Origin of the sequence: Paenarthrobacter aromaticivorans, assembly GCF_019038615.1 — a bacterium.
Taxonomy (GTDB): Bacteria; Actinomycetota; Actinomycetes; order Actinomycetales; family Micrococcaceae; genus Arthrobacter; species Arthrobacter aromaticivorans.
This window is the reverse complement of sequence record NZ_JAHOPC010000002.1, coordinates 266804-284427: the sequence shown is the minus strand read 5'-3', so window position 1 is coordinate 284427 and position 17624 is coordinate 266804. Positions and strand designations below refer to the sequence as shown.

At 59.9% G+C, this 17624-nt stretch carries 14 protein-coding genes; 1 reads left to right on the top strand and 13 read right to left on the bottom strand.

Translation table 11 applies throughout. The annotated features are described in order from the left end of the window. Positions 1 to 76: 76 nt before the first annotated feature. The 13 genes from KSW38_RS23340 to KSW38_RS04805 all read right to left on the bottom strand — a co-directional run bounded on the left by KSW38_RS23340 (position 77) and on the right by KSW38_RS04805 (position 15810). Positions 77 to 913, bottom strand: coding sequence for a cytochrome b/b6 domain-containing protein (locus KSW38_RS23340; RefSeq protein ID WP_254186089.1), 837 nt, complete (start codon positions 911 to 913; stop codon positions 77 to 79). Between the two features lie 590 nt (positions 914 to 1503). Continuing rightward, positions 1504 to 2472 (bottom strand): electron transfer flavoprotein subunit alpha/FixB family protein, encoded by a 969-nt coding sequence (locus tag KSW38_RS04860; protein WP_216923337.1) that lies wholly within the window; start codon positions 2470 to 2472, stop codon positions 1504 to 1506. Between the two features lie 10 nt (positions 2473 to 2482). Then, complete coding sequence (locus KSW38_RS04855; RefSeq protein ID WP_216923335.1) at positions 2483 to 3259, bottom strand: electron transfer flavoprotein subunit beta/FixA family protein; 777 nt, start codon at positions 3257 to 3259, stop codon at positions 2483 to 2485. A gap of 72 nt (positions 3260 to 3331) precedes the next feature. Next, positions 3332 to 4093 (bottom strand): SDR family NAD(P)-dependent oxidoreductase, encoded by a 762-nt coding sequence (locus KSW38_RS04850; protein ID WP_216923333.1) that lies wholly within the window; start codon positions 4091 to 4093, stop codon positions 3332 to 3334. Between the two features lie 107 nt (positions 4094 to 4200). Then, positions 4201 to 5814, bottom strand: coding sequence for an SMP-30/gluconolactonase/LRE family protein (locus tag KSW38_RS04845; RefSeq protein ID WP_216923331.1), 1614 nt, complete (start codon positions 5812 to 5814; stop codon positions 4201 to 4203). Positions 5815 to 5840: 26 nt separating this feature from the next. Then, entirely contained in the window at positions 5841 to 6758 is a 918-nt protein-coding gene (locus KSW38_RS04840) for a VOC family protein (RefSeq protein WP_216923329.1), read from the bottom strand. A 21-nt stretch (positions 6759 to 6779) separates the two neighbouring features. Continuing rightward, entirely contained in the window at positions 6780 to 7763 is a 984-nt protein-coding gene (locus KSW38_RS04835) for an alpha/beta hydrolase (protein ID WP_216923327.1), read from the bottom strand. A 41-nt stretch (positions 7764 to 7804) separates the two neighbouring features. After that, on the bottom strand, positions 7805 to 9415 hold the full coding sequence (locus tag KSW38_RS04830) for a bifunctional 3-(3-hydroxy-phenyl)propionate/3-hydroxycinnamic acid hydroxylase (protein WP_216923325.1): 1611 nt from the start codon (positions 9413 to 9415) through the stop codon (positions 7805 to 7807). Positions 9416 to 9635: 220 nt separating this feature from the next. Beyond that, positions 9636 to 11648 (bottom strand): 3-hydroxyacyl-CoA dehydrogenase NAD-binding domain-containing protein, encoded by a 2013-nt coding sequence (locus tag KSW38_RS04825; protein WP_254186088.1) that lies wholly within the window; start codon positions 11646 to 11648, stop codon positions 9636 to 9638. A 62-nt stretch (positions 11649 to 11710) separates the two neighbouring features. Then, positions 11711 to 12625, bottom strand: coding sequence for a cyclase family protein (locus KSW38_RS04820; protein WP_216923321.1), 915 nt, complete (start codon positions 12623 to 12625; stop codon positions 11711 to 11713). Further along, positions 12622 to 13521: an enoyl-CoA hydratase-related protein gene (locus KSW38_RS04815; protein WP_256449681.1), complete on the bottom strand. Its 900-nt coding sequence runs from the start codon at positions 13519 to 13521 to the stop codon at positions 12622 to 12624. The genes KSW38_RS04820 and KSW38_RS04815 overlap by 4 nt, the downstream gene beginning before the upstream one ends. A gap of 244 nt (positions 13522 to 13765) precedes the next feature. Continuing rightward, positions 13766 to 14668: an acyl-CoA dehydrogenase family protein gene (locus KSW38_RS04810; protein WP_216923318.1), complete on the bottom strand. Its 903-nt coding sequence runs from the start codon at positions 14666 to 14668 to the stop codon at positions 13766 to 13768. Beyond that, positions 14665 to 15810 carry an acyl-CoA dehydrogenase family protein gene (locus KSW38_RS04805; protein WP_216923316.1) on the bottom strand — a complete coding sequence of 382 codons (1146 nt, stop codon included), beginning with the start codon at positions 15808 to 15810 and terminating at the stop codon, positions 14665 to 14667. The genes KSW38_RS04810 and KSW38_RS04805 overlap by 4 nt, the downstream gene beginning before the upstream one ends. A gap of 250 nt (positions 15811 to 16060) precedes the next feature. On the opposite strand from KSW38_RS04805, the gene KSW38_RS04800 reads away from it, so the two are divergent. Beyond that, complete coding sequence (locus tag KSW38_RS04800; protein ID WP_216923314.1) at positions 16061 to 17623, top strand: class I adenylate-forming enzyme family protein; 1563 nt, start codon at positions 16061 to 16063, stop codon at positions 17621 to 17623. Position 17624 lies beyond the last annotated feature (1 nt).

Sequence of the window (17624 nt, the reverse complement as noted above, 5' to 3'; positions counted from 1 at the left end):
CAGGCCGGTCGCCAGGAAGAACCAGCCATATGCGATCACGCCCCCGCCGATTTGATTTTGCAATTCTGTGACGCGCTTAGCGCCCGCTGACTTTGCCGAAGAGTTGGGCTACGGGCGCCAGCACGGGGGGCCGGGCGGCGAACCATCCGACAACGATCAGCACGAGACCACCGAAGAATACCCAGAACCCAAACCAGTTCACGGCATCCTGCCCGCCGTACATGTGGTTAAGGTTGCGAAGGGCACCCGTCGCCATGACCAATGTGACGTGCACGACAATGAAAACTACGAAGTAGAGCATCACTGGGAAATGCACCGCCCGCGCCCATTCGAGTGGGTAGAACTCATTCAATCTGGAAGCGTTCTTGGGCCAGAAGCCTGACATGCGTACACCGGTGATCGCGGCCAGAGGTGCAGCAATGAAGATAGTCAGGAAGTAGGCGAGCACCTGCAGGCTGTTGTAGTTGACCCATCCGTTCTCGGTCGGCCAGTCCAAGGATATGTACTGTAGCGCTGCCGAGCCAGCGTTGGGAAAGACATCCCAGCCGGTGGGAACAACCCGCATCCACTGGCCAGTTGCGAAGAGCAGGACGACGAAGACAAGGCCGTTGATCAGCCACAAGAGGTCAAGGGATTGATGAAACCACAGCGAAAGGCTGACCTTGCCGCCGCCATTCTTGGACCATCGAGGCGTCCAGAACACGCGTGGACGCTTATCGGTGCGAACCTGCCATCCGGTACGGATGATCAGCACCATGAAGAACGTATTGAAGTAATGCTGCCAACCCAGCCAACCGGGAATCCCCACCGACGCGGTATCCGGCAGCCGCGACTCCCCCGGATAAGTTGCCAGGAAATCCTGTACATCATCAAGGGAGACGAACCATCGTGCTGCAAGCACGAGCGCTGCCATGGCAACAAGCATCCCTCCGCCGCCGAGAAGGCCCGACCGCCACCACTCAACGCCTGTGCGTGATCTGCGGCGCTTCGGCTCGGATGGCGGGGTTTTACTGCTCGACGATTGCGCCGGCAACACTCCCGCGGTAGGTTTCGCCAGCTTGAGCGGTACCGCTGCCGCGGCATCGACGGATTCTATTGGAGCCGCTGCAGGGTGGTCGTAGACGGTCGACGGCTTTTGGGCGGCCGGCTGGGGCGAGGCATTTGGCTTCGGTGCCGATTCCACCGCGGGCTCGCCGGCGACAGCTCGCGGGAGCCCACGACGCACCGGTGTCGGACGGGCGACCGGTTCAGTGACTGACCCCTGGACGGCCTCGACTGCCGAAAAAGGTTTCGGTGCCGGTTTGCCTGCGGTCGATGAAATATCGAAGGGGGAGTCTACCAACGCCGCGGAACCCGCCGCCGGGCGTTTTACGGGCTCTGCAGTCGCCGCGTACCCCTCGGCCTGCTCGCACTCAGGAGCCGACACAGAGGTAGGCCAGGGCTCATCACCGAGGCGCCGTGGCAGACCACGGCGTGTAACGCCCCTATACGTCCCCACGGGACCTAAGCCTTCCGCGCTTGCAAAGCCGCGATCAATTGCGGCACTACGGTGAATACGTCGCCGACGACACCGAAATCCGCAATCTCGAAAATCGGCGCCTCCTCATCCTTGTTGATCGCGATGATAGTCTTCGCTGTCTGCATTCCCGCCTTGTGCTGGACTGCCCCCGATATGCCCAGTGCGACATAGAGCTGCGGCGACACCGAAACGCCGGTCTGGCCCACTTGATGTGTTTGCGGTACGTAACCCGCGTCAACAGCGGCCCGCGACGCGCCGACTGCGGCACCAAGGGCGTCGGCCAGCTGATCCACGAGCACAAACTGTTCCTTCGAACCCAATCCCCGACCACCCGACACTACGGAGACGGCCCCCCGTAATTCCGGACGGGACGTGGCGACCACCGCGATGTCCACCGAACCGATCGACGACGAGCGCCGCCCCGAAGGCTTCACCACTAATTGCTCCGCAACCGCCGGCATTGCCGCGGCCCGCGACTCGATGGCGCCTACGCGTACCGTAACTACAGGCGTGCCCCAAGTGGCCGCAGACTCGACGTTGTAGGCGCCACCATACACCGAATGGTGAATGACGATCCCCTCGGCGTCTCGTGCAATACCGACTGCATCCACCGCGATCGTCGACCGGGTGCGTGCTGCATATCGGGCGGCTACATCGCGTCCTTCAATCGAATTGGACACGAGGATGGCATCGGGACGAACCAGGCTCGCCGCGGCGGCCAGTGCATCGACCAGGGGTACGGTGAGTCCGGCGCCAAGAGGGGCGACCAAGACCGAAGCCGCGCCCAACGCCGCGGCGTCCGAGGCAAGCTCAGTCCCGTTGGCCACAATCAGTGCTATCGGGGTGCCGATATCGGCGGCGGCCCCAAGCAACGCTGCACTGGATCGGGCGAGCTCGCCCGTCGGCGTCACATCGAGATACACCAGGATCGCATCTTCCGCGTATGCAACCATATCGATCTCCTTAAGTCAGCTGGTTCTGGATGAGAAAGTCCGCGAGCTGCTCGCCCGCGTCGCCCACGTCGACAATCTTCGTGCCCCCGGCGCGCGGAGGCTTCTCCGATAGGGCAATGACAATCGACCGGGATGCTTCAGGATCTTCCGCATTTACGCCCAGATCCTCCAGCGACAACGTCTCGATGGGCTTCTTCTTCGCAGACATGATGTCCTTGAAGCTCGGGAATCGCGCCTCCGGCAGGGCTTCAGTGATAGAGATTACCGCCGGCAATTCGGCAGACACCTGGAGGGACGCGCCGTCTGAGGCACGCAGGCCGGACACCGCACCTTCTGATATGGCAACCGAGCTCAACGACGAGAGCTGTGGCGCATCCAACAACTCGGCAATCATGGCAGCAATCACGCCACCCGAACCATCTGTAGACTGATTTCCCGCGATCACCAGATCGAACCCGATGCGGGTGAGTGCGGCCGCGAGTACCTCAGCCGTCAACCCCAAGTCGGCCCCAGTTAGCGCGTCGTCAACCACCTGGACTGCGGAGGCCGCCCCCATCGCCAAAGCCTTCCGCACCGTGGCGGTTGCTCTCGACGGAGTCATGGAAAGCACCACTACCTCAGTCCCTGCATTCTTTCTTGCATAGCTCAACGCGACCTCGAGAGAACGCTCACAGACTTCGTCCATGACCATTTCCACTGAGTCACGATCAGCCAGTCCCGTCTCCAAATGCAGCTTTCGATCCCCATAGGTATCCGGGACGTCCTTGACCAAGACGACGATCTTCATATGCGCTCCCAACTTTGGCTAGAAATATAGTCTACCAAACGCTTGTTTGCTAAGCAAACATGGCGAACTGGTTCAGGAGATCGAGTTTCCCCCGTCGGCAACAATCGTGGTACCGACGACGTAACTGGAAAGCTCGGATGCTAGCCAGACGACAACGTTTGCGATCTCATCCGGCGTTCCGAATCGGCCAGCAGGGATGGATGCAGCCATCTCAGATCGTACTTCGGCGGTGGTAGACACCGAGAGCATCGGGGTGTCGGTCATGCCAGGTGCTACGGCGTTGACGCGAACCCCACTCTGGGCGTAGTCGAGAGCGGCAGACTTGACGAATCCAAGCACAGCATGCTTGCTAGCGACATAGGCGGCGAGCCCCGGTGCGCCTACTACGCCAAGTCCCGAGGCCGTGGCAATGAAGGACGCTTTTCCGGATTTCACGAGTTCGGGTACCGCCGCCTGAAATGTCACGAACAGACCTGTCAGGTTTACCTCGAGCACACGTCTCCACAGATTCAAAGGGATATCGCCAGCAACTGAGGCAGGTTGGGAAATGCCAGCGTTCGCATGAACGACGTCAAGTTTTCCGAACTCGGCGACAGCGAAGGCAACAACCGCCCGGACGTCGTCAGGATTGGTTACATCTCCTCGCATATATCGGGACGAGCCCGGCCGAATGATGTTAGCCAGGCGACAAGTTTCCGCGAGCGCGTCCTCGTCCACGTCGCAGCCCACCAGGTTCGCTCCGTGCTTTACCAATGCGAGCATGGAAGCGCGCCCGATTCCCTCACCCGCGCCGGTGACGAGCGCAACTCGTCCAGTCAGCAGGTTCGACGTCATAACTTCTCCATTCATTTCAATCGACACTCGTGCCTCCAACAGATCGCTGGTCACGAAGATCTAGCACTGGACAGCACACGCATTCCACTAGTGCTCTGGTGGACATTTCATGGTTCGCGTTTGACTGCGATGATGCCGCCGGACCCGTCGCAACCCACCACGACGGAACCGTCCGGAGCAATGGCCAGGTCGGCGAAGGGAAGCCATGGACCGGGTGCGAGCCCCGGGAGTCCGGCGACAATGGTCTCCCCCACTCCAGCGGCGGGTCCCACAGGGACGTTCTTCGCGATTACCGAGCTCGGTATACGACCACTGAGCGCTACATGATGCAGCTCCCGCGTTTGGCGATCGATCACGTATGCGTCGTCGCCGGAAGCGGCGACGCCGTGAGGTTCACCAAGGCCCGTTAGCAGCAATTTCGAGGACCCGTCCGGATGGAAATATCGTAGTTGTCCTGACCCTGACTCGGACACAATCACTCCCCCATCCGCAGTCACCGCGACGCCCATGGGGCGCGCAAGGCCCGTTGCGAGAACGGCCACGCCAGTAGTATCGACTCGCAGGATTTCACCGCTCTCCGATGCCGCGGCGATTATCTCACCGTCTCGGGTGCTGATGATTCCCATCAGCCCATTGATTCCTTCTGCCAGAAACTGCGCGTCGCTTCCCGGACGGTAGACCGCTATGCCGCCGGCTGTCGTTCCGAGGGCGAGCCGTCCGTCACTGAGATACGTGACTGAACGCAAGACCCCTGGAAAACCGGGGATACTTACAGATCCTGGTCGATCGATGACACCATCTTGGCTCAAGACCGCGTAACTCAGAGCGTCTGCAGCACAGATTGTGCCGTCTGGTGCGACGTCGATCCCGAACGGACCCACGAGACCAGGACTGATAAGGACCGTCGACGCGCCGTCGTGGTCTATTCCGACGATGCTCCCGTTGAGCTGATTGGATACGAACAGCCAGCCGTCCCTGCGGAACGCCAAGTTGTCGGATCCTTGCGGCAGGGATGCCACGACGACGGTAGAACCCGACCGCGGGTCCACCCGCAACACATCGCCTCCAGCCAGTGATGCATAGAGCTCGCCCTCAGGGCTGAACTTGACCGCGGTGGGACTGCTTAATCCGGAGGCTACGCGCTCGGGTGAACCTGCGTCGATGCCAACTTTCCACAGCTCCCCTGCGAAGACCGATGGGTAGTAAAGGTGGTCGTCGGGTCCCACCGCTAAGCCGTTGGGCCAATCGACGCCCTCGGCGATCACCCTTCGCTCACGTCCGTCGGGGTAGAGTTCCATGATGCGTCCGCCCGGACGAAACTCATCGACGAATACCCTGTCCCCGTGAGTCGTCACGCCGTTGGCCGACGGCACGTCGGCATCCAGAACGCTAATCTCACCGCCTGGATGCCGCATGCTGACCCTTCCGAGAGCAAACTCGGTGACGTACATCGTGCCGTCTGCGTCGAACGCGAGGTCGTCGGGACACTCGATGGGGTCGTCAGAACGACTGATGTTCCGCACACTTCCGTCACGAGTGTCGATCGCACTTATCTCGCTTCCATGCCCTTCAGCGACATAGAGGTCTCCATCCGGCCCGAACACCAGTCCATTTGCACCGACCAGCGAGCTTGGAGGAGCGACGTGCGTCCAAGACCATCCCGGAGCCACCCCGAGTTCGTCGACGACATGGCCCCCATATCGGGTCGTAGTTTCATTCATCCGGCTTCGCCCCCTGACCGGCAAGGCTAGCGCTTGGCGATCGGTGCGTGCGGGGCCATGAGCTTCTGAAAATCCCCGGGCATTTCACCCCAGAGGTTACCGCCGCGAGGGTCCTCGACGCTCCAGTGGCGTGGCTTCCATCCATCTCCGGCGATCTTCTGCATGTCCGCGTATACCTCTACGAGCAACCCATCGGGTGCTACATGGTAGCTCGCGATGTTGTCCCCACCACCATGCCGTCCAAGTCCCCACATGTATCCGAGACCCGAGCGCGCGAGTTGGTCGCCCAAGCGTCCGAGGTCAGCCGTGCCGGGTACTTCCATGGCGTAGTGGTGAACGCCCTCGATCGGTCCGCGTCCAACCGCAATCGTGTGATGCTCAAGGTGGCACCGCAGGAAGCCGATGTAGGGATCTTCGGGTGTCCCGATCCAGTCGGACGCCTTGAATCCGAATACGTCGATAAGGAATTCGACCAGCCCTTTAACATCCTGGGTCCACATGAACGCGTGTGCCAGCCGGTGTGTCATGACCCCCTTGGGTTGGTAGTCGCGTTCGACCTGTTCCATCTCCACATAGGTGTCGATGACGTGTCCAGTGGGTGCGATAATACGCAGAAGTTCCGGAATTCCGGGCTCACTGGTAACAGAAGAGTCAATCGTCGCGCCGATCGCGATGGCTCGCGCACGGATCTCGTCCAGTGCAGCTTGATCCTGGGCGATGAGACCGATGTGGTCGAACTCCGGTCCCTCGGATCCGCCAATGAACTCCATGATGTGGTGGTTGCACTGCGGCCAAACGGAGGGGTAGGGGCTTCCTTGAGTTACGTACGCGGTATCTCCGATCCGCTCAACTTCGAGCATCCCGAGTACTTCCGTGACGTATTTGACAGAGACATCGACGTCCGGGACGCGGAAGGCGATATGTCCGATGTCGGCGATAAGCATGAGCAGTTACTCCTATTGGTTTTAGACGGTATCCGTAGCCGAACCGGCGACAGGGTTGAATGGTTGGTCGGTGTAGGCCAGTTGGCGCTGGATGAATCCTGCTATCCCAGCGAGGGCCCTGACGAGGTTTTCGCTCTCGGGAGCGAGACCCCGATTGAGGAAGATATGCGGCGCGTCGGGGTAGATCGCGAGTTCCACGATCCCGCCAGCTTTGGCGTAAGCGCCAGCGAAGGCTACTTGACGGTCTGTCGAAACGCCTCCCATATCGTCGGCATCGCCATGAATGAGAAGCAATGGCGGAGTTGCGATGTCCGTGCGCGAAGAGACGATGTGCAACGGACTCAGCGCAGTGACCTCCTTCACGCCTCCGAAGTATTCGTGCAAGCCGTAGAAGTCAGGTTCACCCACCTCGATACCGGGAGCAGCTTCGGTGACATTCGCGTCCACCATCATGTCGACCAGGTCGACCGGGGATCCGGAGCAGACGATGTACGCGAGACTGGCATCGACCGAAACCGCATTGGGAAGAGTCGTTGCCGTAAAGGGTGCCTCGTGCCCCAACATTGCGTTGACAAGAACGTTGTGTGCACCGCTGGAGACCCCCAGGGCACCGACACCCTCGGCATTTGCGTTGAACTCTGCGGCGTGTGCCTTGAACCATCGGATGCCGTAATTGACGTCGCTGAACGTAGCCGGATAGGGGGCATGAGGACCGTCGACGCGGGTGAATGTCGACGTCGGGGGCGCTTGGCGGAAATCGAGCGATACGACCACGATGCCGTGCGAGGCGAGTTCGAGATCGATAGGACGCTGTCGCGTGCGACTGAAAAGACGCCACCCGCCGCCGTGGACGTCGATGAGCATGGGAAACGGACCCTGGCCCCGCGGCTGGAAGACCGTAGCGACGAGGGTCACTCCGTCCACATTGAGGTATTCGACGTCGCGGCTGTCGACTTCGAACATCGCGGTCGGATCGTAGTAGAGCGCAGACTTCAGATTGGACATAAGCTTTTGTCTCCTTCGTAGTGTCGAATAACTTTTGGCGGCTAGCCGGCGTGCGCTGCTTCGTGCACCGCTTGTTCGTGCGATCCACTCAGCTGCCGGCGCAGCTCGCCGACGACGACAGCCGCGTCCTCGATCTCGTGCATAACTCCGAAGACGTAGAAATCCGGCCGAGCGAGAATTCCCACGATGCGGTGTTCGTCGAAGTAGGCGGCATACGATCTGTCGACGTCGACTGCCACGCCGTTTCTCTCTACGTCACCGACACCGACGACGGAGCAGTTAATCGCCTCGAGAAACGCACGGTCCTCGTCCGAGAAGCTTCTGGACACGTCCGCGTCCCGCACGATGAGTTGGAACCCCCAGCCAAAGACGTCGTCAAATTTTCCTTCACGCCCACCAAAGGACACACGTCCTTGAGGGGCGAGCTGGCCCACTGCCGGTTCAATGTCATGCTTGAAGAGGATTCCCTCATCGATGTCGGCGGCTGGTGGCGGCGGCGGCAACACAGCTCCATCAAGCAAGTCCTTGTCACGTTTTCGAGCCTTCACCGGATCCAATTCCATCGCCCAAGCTCCGATTTGCTCGGATACGGCAACCACCTCGCTGACCTGCGGAAAGCGCTCGACGAAGTACATGTCTAGCAATGAAGGATCGCTCGCGCCGCGCAGAACAAGATCAAGTTTCCACGAAAGATTCACCGCGTCGCGCAATCCGGAACAGGCTCCCTGGGCAAGGAACGGCGTCATGGTGTGGGCGGCGTCCCCCGCCAGCAGAACCCGCCCCTTCCGCCACGTGCGGGCGAGTCTGCTCTCAAAGGGAAAGAGCACCGTCCGGTAGATCTCGACATCGTCCCGCGTCAATCCATGCACGCGCTCAAGCACCTCATAGCCAGCATCGAAGCCCATCCGCTCGTCGTGCGCGCTCGCCGGGTCGGCGTAGAACTCGAATCGAAGCCGTCGGTCACCAATGGGGATAACCGCGAACGCCCGGCCCTCGGGTGCCGCCATGATAACCGACTCCCGCATGTCTTCCGACAGGCCCCAGAATTTCGGCAGAGTACGTTTTCGCACGGCGTCGACGCAGATCCAGGCACTGCGAAAATCGGAGCCGTCCCTCGCGATGCCGGCGGATTCCCGGACGGCGCTTCGTGCTCCGTCCGCGCCGATAAGGTATTTTGCCTGGAGAGTCATGGTGTCTGCGGGATCATTGGACCCGGTCTGCCGCGCTTCGACCGTGACACCATCTTCGCTTTGGGTCCAAGACTGCACTTCCCATCCTTGGTAGACGGTAGCGCCGTGCTCACGGGCCGCCGCGTCCATGGCGTCCTCGATATGCGGCTGATACATGGAAATATGGCTCGGGTAACCGCTGGTGGTGATGCGATCGTGATCCATCTTCAAAATGAGTTGCTCGTCCTCGTTCAGGAGCAGGGTGCGCCTAAGTTGGTGCGAGTCACGAAGTGCCTCATCGATGTTGCCGGCAGCCTGGACGATCCTCGCGGACTCGCCATCGATGGTGCATAGCCGGGGAAGGCCATACAGGGAGGGCCACCTTTCTATGACACAAACACGATGACCAAGCCGAGAGAGCAAAGATGCAAAAGCCTGCCCGGTCGGACCGTAGCCAGAGACGATTACGTCAAAGGTTTCCATATGTGCGCTTCCTCCACGGAGCTAGACGCCGATGTCTTTTGTAGTTTCGCGAGAGCGGGAAATACCGGCTCATCAAACGACTGGTTGTTAGATTAGCATCAAAATTGCGACAGTTCCATACTTTGCCGACCTTTGGCCTTTATATGGCCCTATACTTCTTCGCCGCGCAACTTCCCTCCCGATTCCAGCATCGTGTGGCTAAGCCTCAGCGGCGTAGAAATCAGCGATTCGGAGCCCGGACAGCGTCCAGAGCAACGCGAATATCCTGTGGCACCTCGCCCAGAAGTGCGGGTGCGGCAATTGCGAACACAATGGGGTCGGATTCAAAGACCGCTTTGAGGACACGAACGACGTCGTCGTCCTTGAAGCTGGAAAAGTAGCGGAGCGGGCCACCCAGCCAACGCGGGAATCCGAATCCTTCCGTTAAAGCGATGTCGATATCGCTGGCCCGCTCAGCGACGCCGGCCCGCAGCACGACCGCCGCCGCGCACACCATAGATCCGAGCACCCGCAACTGGATGTCCCGGGCAGCTATCGCACGCGGAGTAATTCCCTTTTCAGCACGAGCCGCATCTATGATGGCCACGACTTGTGGATCAGGGGTCCCTCGAGCCGCATCGTCCGCATAGCTATACCACCCTGCACCCGTCTTCTTGCCGAAGCGGCCGAGTTCGCAGAGTGTATCGGGAACTACGACATAGCGCTGAAGAGGGTCGCGGGTCGCCGCGAGGCGCTTCCGGCGCGCCCAGGCGATATCAAGGCCGGACATATCGCCAACCGCGAAAGGACCTATCGGGAGGCCAAAGTCGCGCATCGCTGCATCGATTTCCTCCGGATTCGCGCCTTCCTCCATCAAGAACTCGACTTGACAGCGGTAGTCTGCATACACGCGATTGGCAACGAACCCGTCACCCACACGCGCTGGAATCGCCGTCTTTCCTAGTTTGAGCGCCAACCCCGCGAGTACTTCGATGGTCTCCGCACTCGACGACGCCGTGCGCACCACCTCGATCAACGGGTTACGATCAGCCGGGTTGAAGAAATGGAACCCGGCGAACCGCTCCGGACGATTGAGAACACTGGCAATCTGATCGAGGTCGAGATAGGACGTATTACTGGCGAATATAGCTTCATCGGATACCAGTGGTTCCAGATCCGTGAAGAACTGCCGCTTAACTTGCATGTCCTCGAAGATCGCATCAATAACGACGTCCGAATCGGCGAGATCCTGCAGCTGGTCCGTAGTCACAATCGCGCTCGTTGCACCAACTCGCTCCAGGGCAGTCGTATTTAGATCGAAAACGATAACGGAAAATCCGCAAGCGTTAAGGAGCCGCGCAACCGCCGCACCCATAGTGCCTGCCCCGGCCACTGCGATTCGATCGATTCTCCGTTCACTCGTCGAGGCGCGCAGGCTCCTGACGGCCGTCCGCTTGGCGAAGAACAAGTAGCGAAGATTCGCTGCCTCATCAGTACGTCGAAGTCTGTCGAAAATCGTACGCTCTTCCAAAAGCGCCTCGTCCGGTCCCAGAGTTAGGCCGCGGCGCACCATGGCGATGGCTTCGAGCACATTCGGCCGTGCGCGCGTTGCAGCGCGTTGAGCCGCGTCTTCTATCACCGCCGGATCGAACGCGGGAACAGGTAGGTCTCGAACCCGCCGCTTAGTGCCCATGGTGGATGCATATTCGATGGCGGTATCGCGCAGCCTGCGAGGCTCTACGACCCGGTCGAGGATACCCAGTTCTTTTGCCTCCCTGGCGTCAACCCGCCGCCCAGATCCGACGAGATCAATCGCAGAGGCAGGCCCGATGAGACGTCCAGCCCGGACGGTACCTCCAGCTCCGGGGATTATGCCGAGTGTCACCTCGGGGAATCCCACTATCGCACTGGTGTCCCCTATGCGTGCGTCACAGGCGAGCGCGAGCTCGAGCCCTCCGCCAAGTGCAAACCCGTTGATTGACGCGACAACGGGCACCGGCATCGCCTCGATAAGGGTGATAACAGCCGTCAGCTGCGGTTCCTCGATTGGATGATCAAGCTCACTGATGTCTGACCCCGCATAGAAGTGGCGTCCCGACGATTCAATTACCACGCCGTCGAGGTCCGCAACAGCCGCAGCGCTGAGAAGAGCGTCCCGAAGGTCGCGGCGGAGATTTGCGTCTCCAGTATTCACGGGCGGATTATTTAGTGTCAGGATCGCTGTCGACCCAGACCATGAGGTTTCAACGGGCATGATGTACTTTCCAGATGTTGAGCACCGTGCAGATCTGCCGCGGGCTAGGGAGTTCAACTCAATCAGAGGATCGCCATCGCATTCGCAGGCGAACTGACCCCTCCGCTGAGATGCAGGGGTACAGAGACGAAGAGGAATTCCCATCGCCCCAGGCGCTTGCACATTTCGCTAAGCGTTTCCAAGTCAAGTAGCTCGAACATTGACATTCCGAGTGCGGGCAGCAGACGACGGTGCAGAGAACCAATATCACGGGCGCCGGGCGCGCACTCCACAGCGGGGTTGTCTGCTCCCACCGCGGCGATTCGGTGATCCCACAGCCACGCAGCCATGGTCTCATCTGCTCTCAGGCCGTTCCAGCTCGAGGGGGGCCTCCGGTTGGACGCCGGCAGCTGCAGATACCCTGGCGCCCACCCCGTCCGAATGAGCAGAACATCGCCTGATTGGATCTCGACCCCCTGCGCATCGGCCACGTCGTTGAGCAATTTGGTGTCGTACATACGCCCGTCGAATGGTGTGAGGCCTTCCCCGCCATCGCGTTCAGCGATATCCAGTAGAACACCGCGAGCTGCGATACCTCGGGATGCGACATGCTGGATACCGATTCGCTCGCGGGCTTCTGCGAGTTCAAGGAGTCCGCCGAAGTACCCGAACTCACGGGCACGAACATGCGCAAGGCCGTCGAGTTGGGAAGAGGCTTGCGGGTTGAACGAATCAATCAGGTCCTCGGCCTCATTACCGGTCGGCTGCAGCACTGTATGGCCAATAGGCGCCCGCCCGAACAGCGGTGGATCGAAGGCGTTGATGGGGAGGTTCAGAGGGATTGTAGCGCCGGCCGAGACGAGCTTGCCCGCCCGTACGATGTCCTCCGGTTCAACGAACGAAAGCGTCCCCATGGGCGAGGACAAAACGTCCCAGGAATGCCTGACGTCGAGTCCCCCAAGTTTCGGAAGGTCCGAATAGGGTGGCAGTATGTTCACTGCGCGTCTTCGATATCAGGCAGACCGTCGTCACGGAACCGCTGGATCGCGCCCTTGAGACCAAGTTCTTTGATCCAGGCTTGGGCGAGAGCCACCTCCGGAGTGAGGTGAAGCAGTGCATCGGTCTCAGCACCCGTCCGCGCATAGCTCAACAGTCCGTCCATTTCGGCCGCTCGATTGATCGCCTCCTTTTTTAGCCGGAGGAGGTTACCCGGCGTCCTTGCAATCGAATAGGCCAACTCGCGCACGTAAGTCTCGAGTTGAACGGCGGGGACTGCCTCGGTGGCCCAACCCCAATCCACGGCCTGCGTGCCCGAGATGCGTCGACCTGCATCGAAGGACATCAGCTTCGCGCGTTTCGGCCCCACCAGGTGCACCCAGAGAGGGGAAAGATATCCGCCACCGATCGGCAGGGAGGGAGATGACTGAATCGATGCGTCATCGGCGACGATCGTTATGTCGCATAAGGATGCCAATTGGGTGCCGCCGCCAATGCAGTGCCCGTGGATTGCCGCGATGACCGGCTGCTCGTGGCGCCAGATTCGAGTCCATAATTCGATATTGGACAGCAGCCTGTCGCGGTCACCCACCGGCCCGCGTGCTGAGGCGTAGCCTATCTCTTCGGAATCTGGGGACACGTCGTAGCCGGCGCAGAAGGCACGTCCGGCGCCGCGTATGACCACTACCCGATTCTTCGTACCCCGCAGGCTCTGCAGCGCACTGTCGAGATCGGTCAACAGTTGATCGTTCATCGCGTTGAGACGTTGCGGCCGGTTGAGTGTGATCCACGCAACTGGGCCATCGTGCTCTAGAAGTATGCATTCATATGACACAGGTGACTCGCAAAGGTCGGAACCCGTCTCCGGGTTGAGATGGTGCCCTTGACTGAGTCGCATAATAGAGCCAGTCGGAGTCGGGCCAGGGTGGCCACAACAGGCAGTAAGAAGGGGAACAAGAATTACACCCTTCAGGTTCACAGTTCATCGGCATTAAGAACGAATCAAACAACCGATTGGTATTATCGTAAAAAGGTAATGCTTGACCGTCAACGGTCCGGGTCCTGCCACGAAGGCCTACGGAGATTAGCGTTCGGGGTCTGTTCGGGGTCGCTCGTGGATTCAGCAACCCCGAACGCGTAGTTCACGGACAGTTGCGTAACCCACCGACAATCTCTTGTGCCGTGAGCATATGGCGCAGGTAGTAGTGCAGACCCATCTCCCAGGTGAACCCCAGTGCACCGTGCACTTGGAGGACGAGTTCGGCCGCATCAATACAGCGCTTGACGACGAACTCCGTAGTCTGCCGTACGCCTTCAGTGGTCCGACTTGCTCGAATGACTGCGGTGTCAGCCTCTTCTACGGCGATCAACGCATCTGCCAGATGATGTTTGACTGCCTGGAACGAGCCGATAGGTCGACCGAACTGCTGGCGTTCCTTCGCGAAGGTGACACCGAGTTCAAGCATTCGCCTCGCAGCTCCGACTGAGCTTGCTGCGTAGACGACGGCGAGCTCCCGAGCTGCAGTTTCCGAGAAATCAGTCAGGATCACATCCACTTCCACACCACGAGCACAAAGATCCAGTCCGGCTGGGCGACCTTCCGGAATTTCAATGAGTTGACCAGAATCGCCGCCAAGGGCAGTAACCACACGCAGGCCTGCGAACTGTCCAAATGGGATATACCGCTGCTTTCCAGGCCCGAGGGTCGAAGTGGGTAACGCGAAGGACACGGGACCGTCCCAACTTCGGGCTATCTCCGAGTGACGTTTAGCCATCACAGTTTCCAGGTACGGTAAGGGGATCAGGCGAGTTCCCCATACTTGAGCGATGGCGACAATATCTCGCAGTTGAGCTCCTTCCCCATCGTCAAGGATCCCAACGAGGTCCCACCCCCCTTCCTCAAGCGCGTTCCACGACAAAGGCGATTCGCCTTCGGCGTAGGCGGTGATGCTTGTTCCAGCGGTGGCCCGTTCGATGATGTCGCTTATCGCCTCAGCCGCAAGCTCGCCAATTTCTCTGGCCTTTGTATCAATGAGAACGTTCATCGCGGCAGCCCCAAAACTCGTTCCGAAATGAGGTTACGCTGAATCTCATTCGTGCCTGAGTAAATTGATACAGCCTTCGACTCGAAAAACTGGTAGCGCCAATGCTCCCTGTCGGCAGGAACGTGAGCCTCGAAACCCACCCGCGCCACGACTTGCCATAGCTCGCTCCATAGAACCTTGAGGACTGATACTGCCCGCGCGAATGCCTCACCACCCATGCCCTCAAGATCAATCACCTTGGCAAGATGCCAGCGTAGAGTCTCGGTGCGCTCGTCCAGTTCCTGCAGTGCGTTCGCCAACTCCGGCCGATCGCCGCAGGTGCGGAACAGCAGGTCCAAATCGGATCTGATTTCGACATACCGGGCAGCAGCCTCGGAGCCACCCCGTTCATCACCGAGCAACTCCATGGCTATCTTCCACCCGTCACCTTCATTCCCCACACGATCTCGTTCCGCAACAAATACGCCGTCGAAGTGTGTCTCTGCGAAGTGGATGGCGCCGGAAATCTGCCGGATGTCGTTGATGGAGACGCCCGGTGCGCGCATGTCCACAAGGAACATGCTCAGGTTCTTGTAGCGCGGTGCATCGGGATCAGTGACTGCCAGAACAAATATTCGGTCGGCGTGCTGGGCAAACGTGGTCCAGGTCTTGCGCCCGGTGATTCGATAGCCGTCACCGTCTCGCACTGCGCGGGTCCTCACGCCAGCAAGGTCAGATCCGGCGTCCGGCTCGGAGAAGCCTTGGCACCACAATTCCTCCCCGCGCAACAAGGGCGGAAGATAGCGTTCCTTCTGCCAGTCGGTTCCGCTACGAACCACCATGGGGGCAACAAGCGTTTTGCCAACGCGCGAGAAGCCGTCGGGAGCCTGCGCCTTGGCTGCAAGCACGTGAAATATCACGTCCTCGGCCAGACCTAGGCCCTGGCCACCAAAATCTTTGGGAAAAGCTATCCCCGCAAATCCGCCGCGCCACAGCTGAAGGTCCCACTCGCGCCGGATTGCATCTGATTCCTCGCCGCTGAGAGCACCTCGGGACTCCCGCCACTCAACGGGCACCGCAGTCTGCAGCCATTCCTCGGCACGCAGCGCAAAATCGCTTAAGTCCGCGTCGCCTGCACAAACATCATTATTCACGGTCGTCATGGTGCCACCTTTCGCTTACAGCCAGGCCCGCGAACACTTGGTTACTCGCGAGCTCTACAAATCGATCGTTTGTTTGGTAGCATACCGTATTGCAGGCCCAAGCTGGCAAGTGGGCGGACTTTATCTTCGATCGGGAGGCGATCGGGGTACATGATGGTTGCATTCGACCAACATGCTGCTTGACGCGGAAATCGGATCATCGCATTCGTTCGATCGCTTTCACACCAGGACCAATGCTCGGAGGGCAACGATGACCACCACACAGACACTCCTTAACCCCGCCGCATACAACCTCGGCTCTCTCGTGCGAATTGGTGCTCAACGAGCGCCTAACCGCATTGCGATCCGCATGCTGGATGGAATCGGCGTCACTTACGCCGAGCTCGATGACAACACCAACCGCATTGCGAACGCGATGCTGGGCGCGGGCATTTCGTCCGGGGATCGTGTAGCGATCTGGATGGAAAATGACATCCGCTATATGGAGGCATATTTGGCCTGCCTGAAGGCCGGTATGGTGGTCGTCCAATGCAATGTGCGGCACACATCCTTCGAGGCACAACACATGCTCGACGATTCCGGAGCAGTCGCTCTCTTCATCGACGACAGTACGGCAGAGCGGGTCGAGGCACTCGAAAACCGCGACTCCATTCGGCTGACGGTGACGACAGGGGCCAATCGCGATGTCGCCACACGCGGGTACGAGGAATTTAGCGCTTCCGGACAGCCAACCCCTCCAACGCCAATCAGCCCTGCTCCCGACGACCTGGCTGTTCTGGCCTACACAAGCGGCACCACAGGTCTCGCAAAGGGAGCCAGGTTGACCCATCGTTCACTTCGCTCGATCGTCCAAACTAATCAAGTGGCAAACCGCTACAGCATCGGCAGCACCCAGATATTTGCGCTGTCACTATCGTCATCCGCGGGTATTCCCGCCCATGTGTTGCCCCATCTGGCAGTAGGTGGCACGACGATCCTCATGAGCAATTTCGACACGCCGCGACTCGTTGATGCGATCGATCGGCACCACGCGACTTTCACCACTCTGCCTGGTCCGCCGATCGTCGACTTCTGCACCATTGTTCGCGAGCAAGGGCTCACGCTGCCATCGCTGCAGAGTCTGCTCCACGGCACGGCCAAGGCACCAGAGGAACACCTGGAACTCCTCGTGGACGCCATCGGCCCCCGCTTGGTCGAGGGGTGGGGCATGACGGAAAACTCGGGAGGACTCGTGGCTGCCACATCGGCGTTGGACTACTCGGAGCGCCGACCAGGAATCTTCTCATCGACCGGCCGATCCGTACCGGAGACCGTCGTCCGACTCATCGACGAACACGGAAACAAGCTCCCTCACGACGGCAGTTCCGTCGGTCAGCTGATCGTCCGCTCCGGCTCTCTTGCTGACGGGTACTGGAACAACGAAGAGGCGTCAGCGAAGGCATTTCGCAATGGCTGGTATCACACTGGCGACGTCGGCAGAATAGACGAGGAGGGGTACATCGAAGTCCTGGACCGTCGCACCGATCTCATCATCTCCGGCGGCATGAACATTTATCCGAGCGAGATCGAGCGTGTCCTGCTTCAGATTCCGGGCGTCATCGAATGCGCCGTCGTCGGCGTCCACCACGAGAAGTGGGGTTCAACACCCGTCGCATACGTCGTTCGGGCTTCGGACGTATCGCCGTCTCTGGGCGAGCTCGAGGCTGTTTGCAGACGGCAGCTCGCCTCCTACAAGCAGCCAAGTCGAATCGAGTTCACGTCGACTCTCCCCCGAAATGTTGGCGGGAAGGTCATGCGCCATCGGCTCCGGTAGA

Excerpts from the sequence above, each read along its gene's own strand:
- KSW38_RS23340 (WP_254186089.1), bottom strand. The coding sequence starts at position 913 with ATGGCAGCGCTCGTGCTTGCAGCACGATGGTTCGTCTCCCTTGATGAT.
- KSW38_RS04860 (WP_216923337.1), bottom strand. The coding sequence starts at position 2,472 with ATGGTTGCATACGCGGAAGATGCGATCCTGGTGTATCTCGATGTGACG.
- KSW38_RS04855 (WP_216923335.1), bottom strand. The coding sequence starts at position 3,259 with ATGAAGATCGTCGTCTTGGTCAAGGACGTCCCGGATACCTATGGGGAT.
- KSW38_RS04850 (WP_216923333.1), bottom strand. The coding sequence starts at position 4,093 with ATGACGTCGAACCTGCTGACTGGACGAGTTGCGCTCGTCACCGGCGCG.
- KSW38_RS04845 (WP_216923331.1), bottom strand. The coding sequence starts at position 5,814 with ATGAATGAAACTACGACCCGATATGGGGGCCATGTCGTCGACGAACTC.
- KSW38_RS04840 (WP_216923329.1), bottom strand. The coding sequence starts at position 6,758 with ATGCTTATCGCCGACATCGGACATATCGCCTTCCGCGTCCCGGACGTC.
- KSW38_RS04835 (WP_216923327.1), bottom strand. The coding sequence starts at position 7,763 with ATGTCCAATCTGAAGTCTGCGCTCTACTACGATCCGACCGCGATGTTC.
- KSW38_RS04830 (WP_216923325.1), bottom strand. The coding sequence starts at position 9,415 with ATGGAAACCTTTGACGTAATCGTCTCTGGCTACGGTCCGACCGGGCAG.
- KSW38_RS04825 (WP_254186088.1), bottom strand. The coding sequence starts at position 11,648 with ATGCCCGTTGAAACCTCATGGTCTGGGTCGACAGCGATCCTGACACTA.
- KSW38_RS04815 (WP_256449681.1), bottom strand. The coding sequence starts at position 13,521 with ATGCGACTCAGTCAAGGGCACCATCTCAACCCGGAGACGGGTTCCGAC.
- KSW38_RS04810 (WP_216923318.1), bottom strand. The coding sequence starts at position 14,668 with ATGAACGTTCTCATTGATACAAAGGCCAGAGAAATTGGCGAGCTTGCG.
- KSW38_RS04805 (WP_216923316.1), bottom strand. The coding sequence starts at position 15,810 with ATGACGACCGTGAATAATGATGTTTGTGCAGGCGACGCGGACTTAAGC.
- KSW38_RS04800 (WP_216923314.1), top strand. The coding sequence starts at position 16,061 with ATGACCACCACACAGACACTCCTTAACCCCGCCGCATACAACCTCGGC.